The organism is Turicimonas muris (genome assembly GCF_002221595.1).
GTDB classification, from domain to species: domain Bacteria; phylum Pseudomonadota; class Gammaproteobacteria; order Burkholderiales; family Burkholderiaceae_F; genus Turicimonas; species Turicimonas muris.
This window is the reverse complement of record NZ_NHMP01000001.1, coordinates 1-19,353: the sequence shown is the minus strand read 5'-3', so window position 1 is coordinate 19,353 and position 19,353 is coordinate 1. Positions and strand designations below refer to the sequence as shown.

15 protein-coding genes are annotated in these 19,353 nt (G+C 43.8%); 10 read left to right on the top strand and 5 right to left on the bottom strand.

Going from position 1 to position 19,353, the window contains the following annotated elements; translation table 11 throughout:
* Positions 1 to 675: a molybdate ABC transporter permease subunit gene (locus ADH67_RS00080; protein WP_066595492.1), complete on the top strand. Its 675-nt coding sequence runs from the start codon at positions 1 to 3 to the stop codon at positions 673 to 675.
* Positions 675 to 1,514 (top strand): ModD protein, encoded by an 840-nt coding sequence (gene modD / locus ADH67_RS00075; RefSeq protein ID WP_066595490.1) that lies wholly within the window; start codon positions 675 to 677, stop codon positions 1,512 to 1,514. The genes ADH67_RS00080 and modD overlap by 1 nt, the downstream gene beginning before the upstream one ends.
* A gap of 213 nt (positions 1,515 to 1,727) precedes the next feature.
* On the opposite strand, the gene ADH67_RS00070 is transcribed toward modD, so the two are convergent.
* Together ADH67_RS00070 and ADH67_RS00065 are read right to left on the bottom strand one after the other, a co-directional pair.
* The gene (locus tag ADH67_RS00070) at positions 1,728 to 2,651 is read right to left on the bottom strand and encodes a MalY/PatB family protein (protein ID WP_272893855.1); all 924 of its coding nucleotides are present in this window, start codon (positions 2,649 to 2,651) and stop codon (positions 1,728 to 1,730) included.
* 103 nt (positions 2,652 to 2,754) lie between these two features.
* Positions 2,755 to 4,566, bottom strand: a complete 1,812-nt coding sequence (locus ADH67_RS00065; protein WP_089275677.1) for an IS1634 family transposase — start codon at positions 4,564 to 4,566, stop codon at positions 2,755 to 2,757.
* A 140-nt stretch (positions 4,567 to 4,706) separates the two neighbouring features.
* On the opposite strand from ADH67_RS00065, the gene ADH67_RS00060 reads away from it, so the two are divergent.
* The 5 genes from ADH67_RS00060 to ADH67_RS00040 all read left to right on the top strand — a co-directional run bounded on the left by ADH67_RS00060 (position 4,707) and on the right by ADH67_RS00040 (position 9,877).
* The gene (locus ADH67_RS00060) at positions 4,707 to 5,123 is read left to right on the top strand and encodes an FAD-binding protein (protein ID WP_066595487.1); all 417 of its coding nucleotides are present in this window, start codon (positions 4,707 to 4,709) and stop codon (positions 5,121 to 5,123) included.
* A gap of 67 nt (positions 5,124 to 5,190) precedes the next feature.
* Positions 5,191 to 5,523 (top strand): cytochrome c3 family protein, encoded by a 333-nt coding sequence (locus ADH67_RS00055; RefSeq protein WP_066594995.1) that lies wholly within the window; start codon positions 5,191 to 5,193, stop codon positions 5,521 to 5,523.
* Between the two features lie 78 nt (positions 5,524 to 5,601).
* Positions 5,602 to 7,377, top strand: coding sequence for a flavocytochrome c (locus tag ADH67_RS00050; protein WP_066595486.1), 1,776 nt, complete (start codon positions 5,602 to 5,604; stop codon positions 7,375 to 7,377).
* A 93-nt stretch (positions 7,378 to 7,470) separates the two neighbouring features.
* Complete coding sequence (locus tag ADH67_RS00045) at positions 7,471 to 9,264, top strand: ATP-binding protein (protein WP_066595485.1); 1,794 nt, start codon at positions 7,471 to 7,473, stop codon at positions 9,262 to 9,264.
* Positions 9,257 to 9,877 (top strand): response regulator transcription factor, encoded by a 621-nt coding sequence (locus ADH67_RS00040; protein ID WP_066595484.1) that lies wholly within the window; start codon positions 9,257 to 9,259, stop codon positions 9,875 to 9,877. The genes ADH67_RS00045 and ADH67_RS00040 overlap by 8 nt, the downstream gene beginning before the upstream one ends.
* 90 nt (positions 9,878 to 9,967) lie before the next feature.
* Here the strand turns inward: ADH67_RS00040 and ADH67_RS00035 are convergent, their stop codons facing one another.
* A complete protein-coding gene (locus ADH67_RS00035) occupies positions 9,968 to 11,551 on the bottom strand; it encodes an FAD-dependent oxidoreductase (RefSeq protein ID WP_084081583.1) in 1,584 nt (527 codons plus the stop codon).
* Between the two features lie 335 nt (positions 11,552 to 11,886).
* Between ADH67_RS00035 and ADH67_RS00025 the strand changes: the two genes are divergently transcribed.
* The 3 genes from ADH67_RS00025 (at position 11,887) to ADH67_RS00015 (ending at position 17,753) form a co-directional block, all read left to right on the top strand.
* The gene (locus tag ADH67_RS00025; protein WP_066595480.1) at positions 11,887 to 13,461 is read left to right on the top strand and encodes a type I restriction-modification system subunit M; all 1,575 of its coding nucleotides are present in this window, start codon (positions 11,887 to 11,889) and stop codon (positions 13,459 to 13,461) included.
* A gap of 152 nt (positions 13,462 to 13,613) precedes the next feature.
* A complete protein-coding gene (locus ADH67_RS00020) occupies positions 13,614 to 14,684 on the top strand; it encodes a restriction endonuclease subunit S domain-containing protein (RefSeq protein ID WP_158212603.1) in 1,071 nt (356 codons plus the stop codon).
* 9 nt (positions 14,685 to 14,693) lie between these two features.
* Positions 14,694 to 17,753 carry a type I restriction endonuclease subunit R gene (locus tag ADH67_RS00015; RefSeq protein WP_066595476.1) on the top strand — a complete coding sequence of 1,020 codons (3,060 nt, stop codon included), beginning with the start codon at positions 14,694 to 14,696 and terminating at the stop codon, positions 17,751 to 17,753.
* Between the two features lie 38 nt (positions 17,754 to 17,791).
* Here the strand turns inward: ADH67_RS00015 and ADH67_RS00010 are convergent, their stop codons facing one another.
* Positions 17,792 to 18,724, bottom strand: coding sequence for a site-specific integrase (locus tag ADH67_RS00010; protein ID WP_066595474.1), 933 nt, complete (start codon positions 18,722 to 18,724; stop codon positions 17,792 to 17,794).
* A gap of 16 nt (positions 18,725 to 18,740) precedes the next feature.
* The coding region (locus ADH67_RS00005) for a hypothetical protein (RefSeq protein ID WP_237307759.1) at positions 18,741 to 19,353 on the bottom strand (613 nt) is incomplete at its 5' end.

Sequence of the window (19,353 nt, the reverse complement as noted above, 5' to 3'; positions counted from 1 at the left end):
ATGACCGCAGAAGAACTCTCCTTTCCCATTTACCTAACACTGAAAGTTTGCGGATTCAGTTTCGTATTGTTTCTGCTTTTGGGAACCTCTTTGGCTTTCTGGTTCGCCAGAAGCCGGCACAGCATCGTCAAAGCCGTGGAATTCTTAGTGACGCTTCCGTTGGTTTTTCCGCCCATTGCGCTTGGTTATCTGCTTCTTTTAGTGCTCGGTACACAAAGTCCGTTAGGTGGGTTCTTCAGTGACGTATTCGGAATCAAACTGATCTTTTCTCAAACCGGAATTGTGCTTGCAGCATTCATCGCCGGCCTCCCGCTTTTCATCCGTCCGGTCCAAAGTGCTCTCAAGAGCGTGAATCTGAAAGAAATCGAGGATGCAGCTCGACTTTGCGGGGCCCCACCTCTCAAGTATTTCTTTTTCATCACATTGCCGATCATCCGTAACAGCATTGCAGCAGGCCTTCTTCTCGGCCTTGCGCGAGCATCCGGTGAAGTAGGGATTACGATGATGCTTGGAGGAAATATTTCCGACCGAACAAACACTCTTTCGTTAGAAATCTTCAATTCCGTTTCGAGAGGAGACTTTGAAACCGCGACTTTTCTCTGCCTTCTTCTTGCCGGATTCGCCTGTTTTATATATGTCGCTTTGTACCTTGTCCAATCTAAAGAGGTTATTTAATGTTTTATCTTTCCGATGCTTTTATCGACAATCTGCTTACTGAAGATATTCCTTTGAATGACTGCACCACAGAGTCTCTTGGGATATCAAAAGAACCGGGCCGTCTTCGCTGCTATCCGAAAAAAGACGGCATCGTAAGTGGAGTTGAGATTGCGGCTTGTCTCTTAGAAAAGGCCGGAATGAAGGTCTTTTTACAGGCAGAAGACGGTGAATTCAGAAAAGCTAGAGAAGTCGTGCTGGAAGCCACAGGTAAAGCAGACAAAATCCATGCAGTCTACAAAACCGCTCAAAATGTGATGGAATACTCATCTGGCATTTCGGGCCGTGCACGAGCGATGGTCGATGCCGCAAGAAAAGTTAATCCTAATGTTATGGTTGCCGTAACGAGAAAACACTTTCCGGGAACCAAGAAAATATCTCTAAGTGCTGCGCTTGCCGGAGGAGCCATCGTGCATCGAGCGGGCCTGTCTGGATCGATTCTGATTTTTGATCAACATCGGGTGTTTTCTCAAGACTTTGAAGAGGATTTTCGGAGGACCAAAATTCATGAGCCGGAAAAGAAGCTGGCTGTAGAGGCTGACAATTACGCAGATGCAATGAGATTTGCAGAATACGGTGCCGATATTATTCAGTGCGAAAGATTCGATTTTCCGACATTGGCTAAGTTCGTCACGGAAGCTAAGAAACGTTTTCCAAATCTCATCATCAACGCGGCCGGCGGAATAAACGCAGATAATGCTGCAGAAGCTGCAGCAACCGGTGTGGATGTACTTGTCACTTCCTGGGTTTACTTTGGAAAACCGTTTGATATCAAGATGGAAATTACGGCTTGCCGATAAGACGAGAAATTGCGCCTAAATGACCTAAAGGCTTCTGTAAGAAAAAGTTCCTCAATCTAAAAGAGTAAGAAATTAGCCTTCAATCCGTTTAAAGACGAAGGCTAATCCTGAGAAGTTCTAATAGTTCAAGTAGTGAACTTCAGGAAGCAGAAGAACCGTTATTGGCTGAACATTTGGCGAGAAGTGTTTGTAGTAATCCTTCCGCCAAGCTAATCAAGGCTTCAAATCAGAAGAGTTGATTGCATATGCAATTTGATTCAATGCTTTCTCCAATAAGCTTTTGGGACAAGCAAAATTAAGCCTGTGGAAGCCGTCTCCTTCACCATTTGGTCCGAACATCGTACCGTCGTCGGTAGCAACCTTTCCTTTTTGATGAATTAATGTTTTTAACTGTTGCGTTGAGAATCCATAAGCTCTGAAATCCAGCCAAGCCAAATAAGTAGCTTCAGGAACTCTGTATTTAACCTTTGGAAGATTTTCTTTCAAGAACTTGTCAAGAAACAAAGCATTGCCATGCAGATATGTTAGAAGAGCCTCGAGCCAAGTTTCTCCTTCATTGTATGCGGCAATCTGAGCAACGGAACCAAAACTGCCGGGCCATAAGTAGTAAGGAGCCATCCGATAGCGAAACTCTTTTCGAATCTTCTCATTCGGAATAATGATGTCAGACACAAGAAGTCCCGCCAAATTGAAACTCTTCGAAGGTGAAGTACAGATAATGCAATTGTCTGCGGCTTTTTCGGAGATAGTGGCATATGGAATAAATTTACTTTCTCCAAGAATGAGGTCTGAATGTATCTCATCGACAACAACTTTGACGTTGTTCCTCTCACAGATTTCATGAACCATTTTCAGTTCGTCTTTTTCCCAACATCTTCCAACAGGATTATGCGGACTGCAGAGAATTAGCATTCGTGTATCTTTTTGTGAAGCAATTTTCTCGAGCTCAGCAAAATCCATCTCGTATCTTCCACCCTTGTTTAATAAAGGATTGAAGGCAATCTGCCTTCCTTTGTAGGTAACATAGTCATAATATGGATAATAGACGGGAGACTGAATAATGACTTTTTCTCCCGGTTCCGTAAACATTTCAACTGCAACAACAATAGCCATGTTTATCCCCGGAGTATAGGTTATCCAGCCTGACTCAATCTTCCAATCCCGTCTTTAGCTTGTAAAAATAAAACAAAACTCTCTTAATTCAGAGAGTTATATAATTTTTGAAGCAGACAAAAGTCACTTATATTGGCAATCTAACTCCGAGACGCTTCGTAATATCAACCACGGTGGTGAGTGTTGGAAGCGGCTCAACTCCAAAGACAGCCATCACTTTTTCCGCTTCTTGGTTTAGATCCACGCTCTTCGAGCAGCTGCTTTCCGGTTTCTCCAGCTCTTGTTCTCCTGTTTTAAGGTACAGCTTCACTTTGTTTTTTACCCCTTCAATCGGAGAGACTGTCGGAGACATCAGCAGTTCAACCATCATCTCCGCAGAGTACTCTATGCCTTGCTCTCGCAGCTTAAATGCCATGAACCTCTCCAAAGCCAGTGCCAGAACACAAACGACAAAGTGACCTCGGATATGTGCTTCTGTTCTTACATAAATCGGTCTCGTACACAGTACTGATTTCATTACTCGGAAGCAGTTCTCTATCTTCCATAATTCTCTTAGTCTCGAGTAAATCTCCTCATCACTCAAGTCTTCGCAGCAAGTAATCAAACCGTAATAACCTGCAAACCTTATTTTTCGTTCATAAAGCTCACGGTTTAATTCATAACGCTCCTCCGGCGCCTTTTCATCTGGATCTGACTGCTTTACTCTTTTCAAAAATTGTCTCGAGCCTCGTTTAAAAGAGGCATCAATTCTGCCGGTGCCGGCACTTACCATTTTTTTGGCTTGCTCCCATTGCAAATTTAATTCCTTCATGTCATGGGCATACCGCTTAGCCGACCAAGTCACTATCAAACGCGGTTTAACAGCTTCTTGTGATTCTTCTTGCTTAACCGCATCAGGACAGTCCATTGTCTTCATCTTCCATGACATCTCTCCTGTTTCTGAATCAAATTTATATTTCCAGCCGTCCTCGCTAAACAAGCTTCCCAACTCTTTGCTGCTGAGCCGCTGAAGACTGTGCGCCACGATAAAAGCACAGTCGTTTTTAATCAGTTTGGAGAGATTGTCTTTGCTGTTGAGTCCTCTGTCGGCTACAACAATGGGTTTGCCCTGCGGACATTTTTCTCGGAACGACTCAACAACTTTCATTAAAGTTTTAACTTCTGCCGTATTGCCGCGGTAGATTTCATAGTCGAGAGGAATGCCGCAACGATCAATTAATAAACCGAGCAGAACCTGTGTCTCATGAGTCCGGTGTTCTTTACTCATGCCTCTTTCACGTAAACAATCAGGTTCAAAGCTCTCAAAGTAAAAAGTGGTTACGTCATAAAAGACTAAGGAACAGTCCCGCGAAATTTCTTTGCATACGGCTTCATCAAGTTTTTTGATAATAGTCGGTTTAGAAGCAGCCAGAATGTCTAAAGCTTCGTAGTGATGATCCAGTGAGACAGAGTCAAACTTGAACAAATTACGGGGACATTGACGCCTCATTCCTCGCCGGCTCAAGGGACTGAGAATACGGCTGGCCACTTGATAGAACACGGCTAAATCTAAATCCCAGGAAAGTTTTCTGTTGTATCCGGCCTTACGGAACCACGCGTTTAATCCAAGCTTTTCCCAGACTTTTCGTATGGGCGCCATTCCGTAATGGAGCCGAGGAGATGAGGCGTCTGCCGAAGAATTAAAAACCGCGGGCGCAATCCGCCGAACCGCAGCCTCTTGGAGCTGTTCTGCACGTGAGGCATCCGAGCGCAGAGCTGTGACTCTGTCTTTTAAAGATTGAAGGTAGTTCGGATCCTCCTTCATTTTTTCAGAAATATCTCCTAAAGCTTCCAAAGTCCGAGAAGAGTTCTTACGGGTAACCGGGTCTCGAAAGGTTTCGATGATGCTGGCGTAATAGTGCGATCCTCGTTTGTAGTGCTGCAGAGCAATAGTAGGCATATCCTCTCCAGAATCTAATTTTTATTAATTATACCACAAAAGTAAAAACTAAGTATAATATAAATCAAATATAAGTTAAATTTGTCTTCTATAAAAAGTGGGAACAATTAAGCATTCACAAGGGTTGGAGAAGAATTTACATGGCTAAAGACGGGAAGAAGAACAACGTTTCTGCTGAAAACCTTGTTGAAACCGTCAAGAGATGGAATGAACAGATTACAGCCGGTGCCGATAAAGACTTCGGACGTCCTCTTGAAAAGAAAGACAAAGTTGCTTTCGAAGGCCGTGAAGCTCCGATCATTTCTCGTCCAATCGGTGAAGGCCCATACTACGCAGCTGAACTCTACCCAGCCATTCTGAACACTCAGGGCGGCCCGAAGAGAAACAAACTCGGTCAGGTTCTTGATCCGTTCGGCAACCCGATTCCACGTTTGTACAGCGCCGGTGAATTAGGTTCTATGTGGGGCCACATCTACCAGGGTGCTACCAACAACTCCGAAGCATGCGTATTCGGAAGAATTGCAGGACGCACAGCTGCCGGCGAACAAAACTGGTAATAAGCTCTTCAATAAATTCTTTTAACTAACAAGTGCCGCGCAAGCGGCACTCCTCCCGAGATTTATCATGTTAAAGACCGTTGTTTCCATCTTAGTTTTAGCTTTATCAGCTACGACTTCTTTTGCAGCTGATAAGATGCTCGCTGATCGCCACATGGAAAGAGGCGGTAAGTGCGAAGCATGCCATACCACAATGCCTCCGAAAGCGGTAGCCACTCAGCAGTGTCTGGTTTGCCACGGAAGCTATGACAAAGTCGCAGCCCGTACCGACAAGAATGACATCAATCCGCACGACTCACACATTGAAAATCCGGATTGTACAAGCTGTCACCGCGGTCATAAGAAACCAGTTCTCTTGTGCGACGAATGCCACGAATTCAGAGAACTTAAGGTTCCTTAATTAAAAACCGGAGAGGCCCGGTCACCAAAAAAACCTCATCTCAATTTCTCTAATCAACTTCAAATCAAAGGTTTTGTTATGAAACAGATCACATTGGCCGTTTTAGCTGCCTTTGCAATAGCAGGAACATGTTCTGCAGCCGTCAAAGACGGTACATATACTAAGACGGTTACGGGCCACAATGCGCCGATCACAGTGACCGTTGACATCAAAGGCGGCAAAATTGCTTCCATCGCAACTAAAGACCTGGAAAGTCCGGGCGTCGGTAAAGTTGCCATCAAGAAACTCGAAGACAGCGTTATCAAGAACCAGTCTACAAACATTGATATCGTTTCCGGCGCTTCCGTAACAAGCTTCCAGCTCCTTGGCGCCATTAAGGATTGCTTAAAGCAAGCAGGTGCTGAAAAAGGTGACTTCAACAAGCGTATAACAGACGCCAACAAAGCTCCCGTCACAGAACGTGCTGACGTCGTGATCGTTGGAGGCGGCGGAGCTGGCTTAGCTAGCGCGGTTTCCGCTTTGGAACACGGTGCTAAGGTTATCATCATCGAAAAACTCGGCTTCTTGGGCGGTTCCACCAACGTCTGCGGCGGCGCATTGAACGCCTCCGGAACAAAGTATCAGAAAGCTTTGGGAATCGAAGACAATCCTCAGAAGCATTTCGAACAAACTATGAAGGGCGGCCACAACGTCAGCGATCCGAAACTGGTTAAAGTTCTTGCTGACAATGCTCCTTCTGCTCTCTTGTGGCTTGAAGGCATGGGCTTGAAGTTCAATCCTAAAGTCGGCGCAGCTACCGGTGCTCTGTATCAAAGAAGCCACTATCCAAATCCGGCCGGCGGCAACACCTATGTCGTCACCTTGGAAAAACAATTGGCTAAGTACGGTCCTGATAGAGTCAAAGTATTTTTGGAAACTCCGGCTACCGAACTCATCATGAAAGACGGCAGAGTTGTCGGTGTTAAGGCCAAACACAAAGGTCAAGATGTCACAGCCGTGGCTGATAAGGGCGTTATCGTTACCACAGGCGGCTTCGGTTCCAACGTTGAATTCCGTCAGAAAGTCAACACAGGTGTTTGGAAAGAAGCTGACCTCGGCAAAGAAATCGGCTGTTCTAACATTGGTGTTGCTGCTCAGGGTCAAGGCCTTCAGTTAGCAGAAAAAGCCGGTGCAGAATTGATTGGCTTGTCTGATATTCAGGTACACCCGAACGGATCTCCGGGAACCGGCTTGATGCTCGACATTAAGACCTCCGGTAGAAATCGTCTCTTCATCAACACCAACGGAGACCGTTTCGTTAACGAAGGTGCAGCCAGAGACGTATTGTCCAAAGCCGTGTTCGCACAGCCGGGTTCTACATACTGGTTGGTGCAGAACAAGCTCAGATACCCGGACGAAAACGCTATTGACTTGTTAAGCGGACGCACCATGAGAGACATGCTTGCTCAGGGCCGCGTCAAGAAAGCTGCAAATCTTGATGAATTAGCCAAGATCATCAACGTTGATCCGGCAAGATTGAAAGCAGCTATCGAGTCTTACAACCAAGTTGCACGCCACGAAGTTGAACAAGATAAATTCGGCTTCAAAGCAACTCATACTGATGACAGACCGATGGTTGAAGGACCATGGTATGTTGCCAGAAAAGTTCCGACCATCCACCACACCATGGGCGGTATCCACATTGACACAGGAGCTCACGCTGTCAATGCTAAGGGTGAAATTATTCCAGGACTCTATGCTGCCGGTGAAGTCACGGGCGGTATTCACGGTGCAAACCGTTTAGGCGGTAATGCTGTAGCTGATTTGATGGTATTCGGAAGAATTGCCGGATCAAACGCAGCTCAAGCAAAGTAGTAAGTTTGGGGTTTTTAATTTAGTTCTCCTTGATTTTCAGGCTCTGGTCATTCGATCAGGGCCTTTTTTTAGGCGTCTGTACGAGAGGAAGAAATGAAGAAAATCATTAATGGATTTTTGCCGGTTTTCTTGATTTTTGCCTGTCAAAACGTGCTAGCCGAACCTTTCAAGATTTACGGAGCTGACTTTACGGGAGATGAAAAAGGTTCCGAGTTTTGCGAGAAAACAATTGTCGCCATTCAGAAGGCTGTTTATCCGAGAGAGGTCTCGACTTATTCGACGGATTGGAGGGGGCTCGATCATGCGATTTCGCATAAAGAGGCTGATCTCGTGATTGCCGGAGCTGCTGCCTACCGCAGAAATATTCATTCAGGGCTCAGAGATTTGCTGACTTCCACTGCGCCGCTAAGTCCCGATCCGGATCATGTGATGGGTTCCGTGATTTATGTTTTAGCGCAAGATGACCGCATATTTTCTTTGAAGGATTTAAAAGGCAAGATTCTCGGTACGAATAAGCAGGGAGCGTACCGAGGCGAGCTGACGGTTCTCAAAGAGCTGCATGACCAGGGATACGATCCATATAATTTTTTCAGCAAGACGTTATATCTCGGAGATGATGTCAAGGCTCGTTTGAAAGCATTGGAAGAAGGCCGAGTGGATGCTATCGTGCTCAATGCTTGTTTTGCGGAAAATAAGAGAGCAAAAGGCGAGCCTGACCCGACACAACATTTGCGTGTAATCAACGAAAAGAGGAATCCATACAGTGCGTGCGTGACAAGTACACCTTTGTATCCGGGATTCAGCATTCTGATTCCGCCGCATCTGGACGTGACAACGGTCAACAAGATCTACACGGAACTCGAAAAGGCGAATAAAACGATGCCTAAAGGCTACGAATGGAAAATAGCCAGTGACTTCACGTTGATTGACAATCTATACAGAGATTTGAAGATTGGTCCTTTTGCGCATTTAAATTCACAGACGATGCAAGAATTTTTTGAGAAATATAAAAACTATTTCTTCATTGGTCTGTTGGCGGCACTTTTCTATATTTACCACAGCATCCGAATCACTTTCTTGGTTCGCAGACGTACACAACAGCTGCAGAATTCTTTTGACCGCGAAAGACAGCTCAAAGACAGAATACAAACGATTGACGGGAAATATCAGGCGTTCAGGAGCAAACAGGAAGTCTCTCAGCTTTGTTCTGCGGTAGCCCATGATATGTCGCAGCCCCTGTCTTCTATTTTGCTTTTTGCAGATACCTTAAAGCAGATGCTTTCAAAAAAAGAAAAAGATTTATCGGTCGATTTCTCTAAAGAACTCGCGGCCGTTTCTAAGATAGGAGTGCGGGCAGAGAAACTGAATAGCATCGTTCAGCTCGTCAGAGAGTTCGCTAAAGGAGAGGCGGTTCTGGAGCACAAGAGCCTGAATAAAGTCATCGGCAGCACAATAGCCGACTTCTTCGCTTTGTATTCCTTGGATCAAACAATTTTGACTTATCAATTGCCGAAAAAAGATTTGGAAGTCTATTGCTCCTCGGATCAGTTGGAGTTGGCAGTAATGAATCTGCTGAAAAACAGTTTCAGAGCAGCGCAATCAGGATTAACGACGCATATCTTTTTAACTTTGGAAGAGAAAGACAATCGGGGGTTGCTGAAGATTTGGGATACTGGTCCGAAAATATCAGAGGAAACTTTAGAAGCCATCCGAGAAAAAACAAGATGCCGGACAACGATTCAAAAAGGCGGCTTGGGCTTAGGACTGGGTATTGTAAAGTCGATTGTTTCGCTTCATTCAGGAACCATATCGTTTGAAGTCAGTCCGTTGGGAGCTCTGGCAGTGGTAGTTGAATTGCCGTCAAGTAAGGTGAATGGAGATGAGTAACTCTTTTGCAAAAGAAGACTGTCTAATCCGTATTCTTGATGATGACCAAGAACTTTTAGAAGCTTTGGAATTTGCCTTAACAAATAAAGGCTGGGCGTGTAAGTGTTATTCGGATGCGGAGACGTTTTTTAAAGAACTGGATCCGCAGCAGCCGGGATGTTTGCTGCTGGATATTCAGATGCCGCAAATGGACGGGTTGGAAGTGCAAAGAAAACTGGAAAAGCTCGGCAATGGCCTGACGATCATTTTTATGAGCAATTACGGGACGTTGGACACGGCAGTTAAAGCATTCCGCGGCGGAGCGTTTGATTTTTTCAAAAAGCCCATTGTGCCCGAAGAACTGTTTGCGGCGATAGAGAGAGGCGTCAGCAAGGACAGAGCTCGATTAGAAGCAAATTTTGAGAGCTCTCCGGCTGGAAAATTAGAAAAATTAACGGATAGAGAAAAACAAGTAGCCGGTGATTTGACACAAGGACTGCCGTCTTCGCTGATTTCGGAGCATTTGGGAATTAGTGAAAGAACGCTGGAAAGACACCGTCAAAATATCTTGAAAAAATTTGATGCCCTTACTCTCCAGGAGTTCAGAGAAGAGTACGGCAAAATCAAAAAATAATCTTAATCAATCACAAATGAATACGCGGATACGAGAACTGACTTCTCGTATCCGCGACACCAGGAAAAACTAGATTTCTCTAGTCAATCATTACTTCAACGGAGTTTCCTGAGCAACGTTCGCACCGGCGATGCGGCCGAATACCATAGATTCTGCGTTATTGCAGGCTCCTTGGTAGATCGGACCCCACATGGAACCAAGCTCACCGGCTACGTAAAGACGCGGAATTGGATTGCCGAAGGCATCCAAAACCTGACCCTTAACGTTCTTTCTCGGACCGCCCTGTGTATTGACCAATGTTGGATAGAGTTCTACAGCGTAGAAAGGTCCGTTTTCGATTGGAGCAGAAATTTCAGGACCATCGAAGGTGTAAGAGCCTTTACCTTTAGCGTGGATTGGACGACCGAATTCCGTGTCTTTACCGGCTTTGACGTCTGTATTCCATTTTTCGACGGTCTTCTCTAACTGACCTTCAGGAAGGTTGAGCATCTTGCTCAACTCTGCGATGGAATTGGCTTTCTTAAGAAGACCCATTTCAACTTCTTTGCTGAGATCTTTGGACCAACGATGACCTTCTCTGTTGATGGCGTAGCCGGAACCTAAGCCGGAGCCCATCGGTCCTTTGTCAGCTGTGGCCTGGTCGAAAATCAGGTAACAAGGAATTCTCGGATAGCAATGGCGGACAGCGTCCAAGTGAGAGGCAACGTACATCTGGCAGTGGCCGTCAACTTTTTCGCTGCTGAAGCGTTTGCCGTCTTGGTCAACCCAGATATAACCAGCGCCTTTCGGAGAAATAGAAACGCTTGTCTTATAGCCAGGATAACGAACGCCGAGGAACGCAGAATAAGCGTTCATATGCCAGAGTTTTGCGCCCATGGACTGTGCTAAACGGAGGCCGTCACCGGTGTTGCCCGGATTACCGATAGCACCGATTCCATAGCCCATTGTGTAGTTCTGGAGAGATTCCGGATCGAACTCGTATCCGCCGGTAGCGAGAACAACACCTTTCTTAGCTTTGATGTTTTGTTTTTGGCCGTTCTTCTGAACTTCAACGCCAACTACTTCGTCACCGTCTCTGATGATGGCCACGACAGGAGTGGAGAGCATGGTGCGGATGCCGCGTTTTTCTACAGCACCTTTCAAGAGATCAAAGAGGCAGTCACCGCTTCCTTTCTTAGGGCCTCCTTTCTGACCGCGAATACGATATCTCTTGATGGTGTCGGCACCTTCGAGGTTTTTGAAGCCGGCATACCCGTAAACGAACATGCCGACGTTATCACCAAGGCCTGTGAGCCAATCGCGGAGTTCGCCGGTTCCTTTGCAAAATGCATCGAGAAGCTGTTCATCCATTTCAGCGTGGCAATACTGATAGCTTCCGGCCAGGTACTTGCGGGCCTGATTGATGTCGTCAGGAATCATAAAGCCGCCTGCAGAAACTGCGGTGTTTCCGCCGGGAGCGTCCATTTTTTCGATGATAAGGACATTACTGCCGGCATCATGCGCAGTAATAGCAGCGGATGCGCCGGCTCCGCCGAACCCGATTACGACTACGTCAGCTTCATCATCCCATTTTGTATCCGGAGTCAAAGCTTTGGCAGAAGCAGAGGCTACAGAACCGATTGCGAAAGCAGAAGCAACAGATCCTTTGAGGAATTGACTTTTGGTGATATTCATGTGAAATACTCCAAAGATTGAGAAGTTGTATTTATAAAAAGATTTGATTGAGAGACCAAAAACCCATCTCTGAAGAAGAGTCTAGGAATAAAACTACGCGCGTAGTAACAGAATTGAGTTGGGTAAAAACACCGAGTAGTTTCGGAAAAGTTGGCGAGAGCTGTGCTTTTCTTTATTCTTTGCACTTGTGGGAAATATACAGTTTGTATTTCAACATTCTCTGCGAAATCTTTTTAGAAAAAACAGAACTAATTCAAAACCGAAGAGCAAGACATTACAAAGCTCTTTCTTTACTGCTCAAAGACTGAGTGGAAAACTGGTAGGAGATACAGGCAATGACCGGATTGAAACAAGAGGAACTCAACAGTGCTTTGTGGGCGTCTGCTGATGAAATGAGAAAAACAATGTCAGCGGACGTATACAAAGATTATCTTTTAGGCCTTGTCTTCTACAAGAGTCTTTCCGACAATATTCTTTATGAAGTTGTGGATCTGCTGGAAGACCGTGAGCCGAAGGATTTAGAAGAAGCACAAGCAATCTTTGAAGAAGCTTGCCAATCGGATGACGCAGAAGACATCAAAAACGAGATAGTGCATCAATTCGGTTGTTTCGTCGAACCCAAATATACGTTTGCTAATTTCGCTAAGCAAATAAATGAACGCAAATTTATGCTTAGCGACCTTGCCCAAGCTTTTCGAGATATTGAGCAAAGCCAAGATCATCTTTATGAAGGGCTTTTTGAAGATTTCGATATTACCTCGAAAGATTTAGGAAAAACTCAGGCAGAGAGAAACGTATTAGTTTCATCCGTCATCAAGAAGTTGGCCAACATCAATTTCCGAAATTACGATGCGGATGCTCTAGGAGATGCCTACGAATATTTAATTTCGCGTTTTGCCTCAGAATCGGGGAAAAAAGCCGGAGAGTTTTATACCCCACGTGCGGTTTCTCAACTATTAGGAAGGATTGTCACTAACGGAATGGAGAGGAAAAGCGGCTTTTCAATTTACGACCCAACAATGGGATCCGGCTCTCTTCTTCTTCAAGCTAAAAATTTTCTGCTGGATACAGACGAGGTATCTCTTACGGACAAGATTCAATATTTTGGTCAAGAAATGAAGAACCAAACCTATAACTTGGCCAGGATGAACATGATCCTTCACAAGGTTTCTGGGGCCCAGCAACATTTGAGACAAGGCGATACTCTTGGTGTTGACTGGCCAACTGACGAGCCTACTAACTTTGACGCCGTCGTGATGAATCCCCCTTATTCTCAAAATTATGACGCTCATGAGGGGCTTCTCACCGATCCGAGATTTTCTCCCTACGGAAGCTTACCGCCTAAGAGTAAGGCAGATTTTGCATTCCTGCTTCATGGCTTTTATCACTTAAAAGATAATGGGACGATGGGAATTGTTTTGCCGCACGGTGTTCTTTTTAGAGGATCTTCTGAAGGCACAATAAGGAAGAAGTTGCTTGAAAATGGAAGCATATACGCCGTGATCGGTCTTCCACCGGGTATTTTCTTTTCTACATCTATTCCAACCTGCATAGTGGTTTTGAAGAAAGGGCGCAAGGAGAGGGATGTTTTATTTATTGACGCCTCTAAAGAATTTAAGAAAGAGGGGCCAAGAAATTACCTTCTTCCGGAGCATATAGACAAAATCTTTGAGGCTTATAAAGAAAGGAAAGATATTGAGAAGTTTTCTCACGTAGCTAACTTTCAAGAGATTCAAGAGAATGAATTTAACTTGAATATTCCACGTTATGTGGATACCTCTGAAGAGGAAGAGGAAATTGATTTAGCCGAAGTTTTCGCAGAACTAAATAAGATAGAAATGGAAGAAAAACAATCTATTGAAGGGTTAAATAAATATTTCCAAGAACTTGGCCTGAGTTTTAAGTTATAGGGGTAAAAAAAATGACTAAAGAATTAAGTTCCCCCCGCTTGAGATTCAAGAAGGACGATGGAAGCGATTTTCCCGCTTGGGAACAGTGTAAGTTCGGTGAGCTTGTTAAAAGAATCTCAGGCTCTGCCCTTAGTTCTCCTGAAAACCCCGGCGTGGAGTACGACGACATAAATTCTGGAGAAGGTACTCTAAACAAAGATGTTCGATTGAAGGTAGGTACAAAAAAAGGACAACCTTTCGAGCCAGCTGATCTCTTGTATGGGAAACTAAGACCTTATTTAAAGAACATTCTTTTGCCAGATTTTTCGGGCGTGGCGATTGGAGACTTCTGGGTCCTTCGTCCTGCAAAATATTCTTCCAAGTTTCTGTTTAATTTAATTCAAACTCCAAGATTTGAAGAAAAGGCAAATTGTTCTGCTGGTTCAAAAATGCCTAGAGCGGATTGGAAGTTAGTTTCTAATTCAATCTTTGCCGTTCCAAAAGACCCTCGGGAAGCAGAAAGAATTGGCGAACTTTTTCTCTCCTTAAACAGTACTATCACTCTTCATCAGAAAAAGCTCGAGCACTTCAAAAAGTTGAAGGAATCTTTACTTCAAAATATGTTCCCTAGAGAGGGGGAGATTTTCCCTAGGCTTCGCTTTCCTGAATTTGCTGACGCTTGGGAACAGCGTAAGTTAATAGACGAAATTGAATTATTCGGAGGGCTCACTTATTCTCCAAAAGACGTTGTTCCGTCACCTGGATCGTTAGTCCTTCGTTCTTCAAATGTCAAAGACGGAGAAATATCCTTAGAGGATAGCGTTTATGTCTTAAAGGGAAAAGCTACCTCAACTCCAGTTCAACTGAACGACATCATAGTCGTTGTGAGAAATGGCTCTAGGTCTCTTATTGGAAAGCATGCAATAGTCAAAACGCCACTAGATAATGCAGTAATTGGAGCATTTATGACAGGGATCCGCACAAAACAGCCGGATTTTATAAGTGTCTTAATGGATTCTCAGGCTTTTAAGAAAGCTATCACGGAGAACTTAGGAGCTACTATTAATCAAATAACTGGAGGGATGCTCAAACAGATGGTCTTCCTTATGCCCACTTCTGAGACAGAAAAAACGGCTATAGGGAACTTTTTCCGTACTTTGGATGATGCTATTTCTCTTCATCAGCGTAAGTTAGAAAAAATGCAATTGCTTAAAAAAGCACTTCTCCAACAAATGTTTATATAGGTAATCTCGATGTCTGAGTTAGAAGCAAAGATTGAAAAGTCCCTAATAAATCAACTAACTAGTGGAATTTCGCAGTGGACGCATCGTCCTGATATTAAAACTGATGTGCAGTTGTGGGCAAACTTCCGAGATAAGTTGAATAAAAATAATCTAGGAGTTTTAAATGGCGTCGAGATAACTGACGGAGAAATGCAGCAGATCAAAGATTACATGCTGGAGAATTCCTCTACCAGTTACAAGGCTGCGCTCTGGCTCGCAGGAGAGCATGGGATTTCTCAAATACCTTTAGTGAGAGAAGATGCTTCTTTAGGCCAAATTAATCTGATGGCTTTGAATAACAGAGAGATAGCTGGGGGAAGATCCTCTTATGAAGTAATCAACCAATTTCTTCCTGAAACCGGTGAGAGGGAAAGACGTTTCGACGTTTCTCTTCTTATTAATGGCATACCCCTCATTCATATTGAGTTAAAAAATCCAGACCACCCGTACATGGATGCATTTAGACAGATACAAAATTATTGTAGAGAGGGACAGTTCAGAAGCCTATTTGGTTTTGTGCAGATGTTTGTTGTTTCGAACGAGGCTGAGACCCGCTATATAGCAGCAAATACTACAGGCGAGATGGGTGAAAAGTTCTTAACCCGTTGGGTTGATGAAGATAATCAAACAGTTAATTCTTGTCTGGAGTTTGCCAAAGCCGCCTTGAATATACCAATGGCTCATCTGATGATTGGACGGTATTCTGTGATTGATGAGACGAATAAACGACAAGTTTTATTGCGCCCATATCAGATACATGCGATTAGCAAAATTCGCGAAGCTTCTAAAGAAAACAAATCCGGATACGTCTGGCATACGACCGGATCTGGAAAAACGTTGACTTCTTATACAGTCACAAAGAACTTGCTAGACATTCCTTCCATTGATAAGGCGATATTTCTGATCGACAGAAGAGATTTGGATAAACAAACCTCCGACAGTTTCCAATCTTACGCACATAATGATGATGTGGATGTAGATAAGACGGAAAGCACTAAAGATTTGGAGAATAAGCTTTGTAATAAAGAAAAAACGGCGATTGTCACAACAATTCAGAAGATGCAAAACATTATTAGAAAATGTTCTGCGAAAAACTTATCAGAGCCAATTGCAAAATTAAAAAAGCAGCTCCAGAGCAAGCGTCTAGCTTTTGTCATCGATGAATGTCATAGAACAGTATCTCCGCAAACAAAGCGAGAGTTAGGCAATTTCTTTGGTTCGTTTGAACATCCATGTCTATGGTATGGGTTTACGGGTACTCCTATTTTTGCTGAGAACCAAAGGGAAATGTTGGGAGACCTGCCTCGAACTACTCTCAAGCTCTACGAAAGAGAACTCCATAAATATACGATTAAGGAGGCTTTGCATGATGGGGCAGTCTTGGGATTTCAGATTCAGTCCTTAGGAAATGGACTGGAGAGTTTGCAAGAGTTAGCCAGGGAAAACAAACTTTTTTCTGAAGAAAAAATTTTCTCAATGTCCCAGGAGGAACTGGAAGATGCCGTTGTTGGCCATTATGAAAAGAATGGCAAAAGTTTGTACAGCAATTCGGCTCATCGCGAAAAGGTTGTTGATTACATAATAAATAAGAGCGGAGGAAAGCTAAATTTGGTGGCTGGAGAAGGGAATACCTTTGAAGGAATTCTGACTTGCAGTTCCATCAAAGAAGCTCAGGCATACTACAAGCTGTTCAAGCAATTTAAAGCGGAAAACAAGGTCAAAGAAAGTATTTTGTCTCGATTGCCGGATTTTCCGAAGGTAGCCATTACTTATACGGTAGGAGAAAACGAAGACGGAGCTGATGTTAACAAAGAGGCGATGAAAGAGTCTCTGGAGGATTACAAGAAGATGTTCCCAGATGCGCCTGCCAGCTTAGATGAGTTAGGTGCATATAACGCAGATTTAAACAAAAGATTGGCGAGAAAAGAATCTCGATATAGGACGCGAGATCAACAGTTGGATCTTGTAATAGTAGTTGACCGACTTTTGACAGGGTTTGATGCACCGTGTTTATCCACAATATTCTTGGATCGCCCTCCAATGAAACCTCAGCACCTTATCCAGGCTTTTTCCCGGACAAATCGTATTTTTACGCCGGTCAAGCGTTATGGGCAGATTGTGACAATGCAATTTCCCGCTTCATATGCAAGAAAAATTGATGAAGCTTTAGTGCTGTATTCAAGCGGGGGAACGGCAGAGGTTTCGGCCCCCTCGTGGAAAGAAACAAAGACAGAGTTTAAAAAAGCGGTAAAAGTTCTAAAAGAGATTGCGCCTTCTTCAGATAAGGCCGGCGAGCTTACGGATCTAGAAGACCTGAAAGAGTTTGTTCGGGCATATCAGGCAGTGGACAGAGCTTTTAGCTCCCTACAAGTTTACGATGAGTTTGAGGAGGATAAACTGCAAGAACAGTTCGGAATCACACGCGAGAAGATAGAAAGCTACGTGGGCTTTTATAAAAATGCTTTAGAAATAATAAGGGGAGAGGGACCTATTGATCCGGAAGAGTCACCGATTTTAGTTGATTTTGACTATAGGCTGGAAAGTGTCAAATTCTTTGAGGTTAACTACAAATATTTAATGGAACTTATCCAGTCCCATATTCCTGAATGCGCCGATGAAGCCGTCGCTCGAATTAGTGAAAAAGAAGAGAAGAGAGTTTCTAAATATATTGAGCTCTATAAAAAGCAGAACCCAGGGATTGGTTCCATTGTCGAACAAATCTGGGCAGATATAAAAAATAGTCCGCATGATTTTACTGGACAGAATGCTTTTGAGATTGTGGAGCGCAAACTCGGGGAAAAGATTCTAGAGAAACTAGAGGCTTTCAGTGAAAAGTGGGCGGTAACTATGGCCGAGCTTAATGCCGTTAAAGATGCTTGGGATGGACTCAGTGCAATAGAATTGACAGGGAATTACCCTCTTTTCAAAGAGAAAGGTAATAAACAAAATAAATTACGGTACAAGAAAGAGCTGCGAGAGGCAGCAAACAAAATGTTTAAAGAGGAAATCGGTCCTTTAACTCGGTTCTAGAGACGAGATAAGCTCTTTTCATCAGCGTGAAATAAAGGTCAGTTCAGAGAGCTCATGGCACGCATAACTAGATCGATATCTTTGCTTTCGAGCTCCTGAATGACATGGAGATAAGTTTTTTGAGTGGTTGTCATGCTGGCATGACCAAGCCTTCTTGCTACGCTAGCAATCGAAACACCAGCAAACAATAAAATGGAGGCGTGGGTATGTCGAAGACCATGCATCGAGATGACGGATATTCCAGCTTTCTTACACCGTCTCTCTAGGTTGTGATTTGCGGTTGAATTAAAAATTTTCCCCAGAGAGCCAAAGATCAATTCGTCTTCTTCAATCGGCTTGGTTAGCTCCGAAAATTGCATCAACACTTGCCAATCCAACTGAATCTTTCTGATCGACGCTTTATTTTTGGTCGGCAAGAAGCCCGTTCTCGTTTTGTAATCCAAGGTTTTGTTAATGGACAAAGTTTGTTTGGAAAAATCGAAATCTTTGGGGGTCAGAGCGATGGCTTCCGAAAATCTCATTCCGGTTTTAGCGATAAGAAGAATGAGCCAGTCCCAGGATGGCGTTGAGGATAATTCTAGAGATTCAAGAAGTTTATGTAGTTCAAAATGATTCAAGTACTTGGTTTTTCTTGATTTTGGTTCTCTTCCTTTAATAATGGCCTTTCGGGTAGGATCTTTTTCAAGTAGGCCTTCTTCGACGGCGTCTAATATTGCACCCTTAATGTTGTGGTGGAAATCCATCGTTGTCTGTCTTTCATGCTCAGAAGCAAAGTCGTTGAGGAGCTTTTGATAGTCGAGCCTGGTGAGTTCAGAAAGTCTCAGGTCGGGAGCTAATCTTTCTACCCAGGACAGGGTTAGAAGATATTTTCTTAGGGTGACATTCCGAACGGCATTCTTTTTATAAACTTCAATCCAATCTCTGTAATACGAACGAAAAAGGACAGGTTTGGGAGGGGAGGTATCGGACATATAAGTACCTTTCAGATTAATGATGAGGAAGCTCACGCTGATGAAGAGTGATAGTACTGTTTAAGGAGAGAAAAAGTTCGCCAATTCTTTCTGCTTCCCGAGGGTCTTTTGGAACGGCAAAGATTGAATTAGAAACTAACTTCCAATCCGCTCTAGGCATTTTTGAACCAGCAGAACAATTTGCCTTTTCTTCAAATCTTGGAGTTTGAATTAAATTAAACAGAAACTTGGAAGAATATTTTGCAGGACGAAGGACCCAGAAGTCTCCAATCGCCACGCCCGAAAAATCTGGCAAAAGAATGTTCTTTAAATAAGGTCTTAGTTTCCCATACAAGAGATCAGCTGGCTCGAAAGGTTGTCCTTTTTTTGTACCTACCTTCAATCGAACATCTTTGTTTAGAGTACCTTCTCCAGAATTTATGTCCTCGTACTCCACGCCGGGGTTTTCAGGAGAACTAAGGGCAGAGCCTGAGATTCTTTTAACAAGCTCACCGAACTTACACTGTTCCCAAGTGTTTAGAAAATTTAGGAGTTCCAATGCCATTTTTCTTTGCTTTCCAGCGGATTTGATTAGCCAGAATTGTCGGCTTGCTTTATAACTTTTTTGTGTCGTATCTTGACGCTTAATT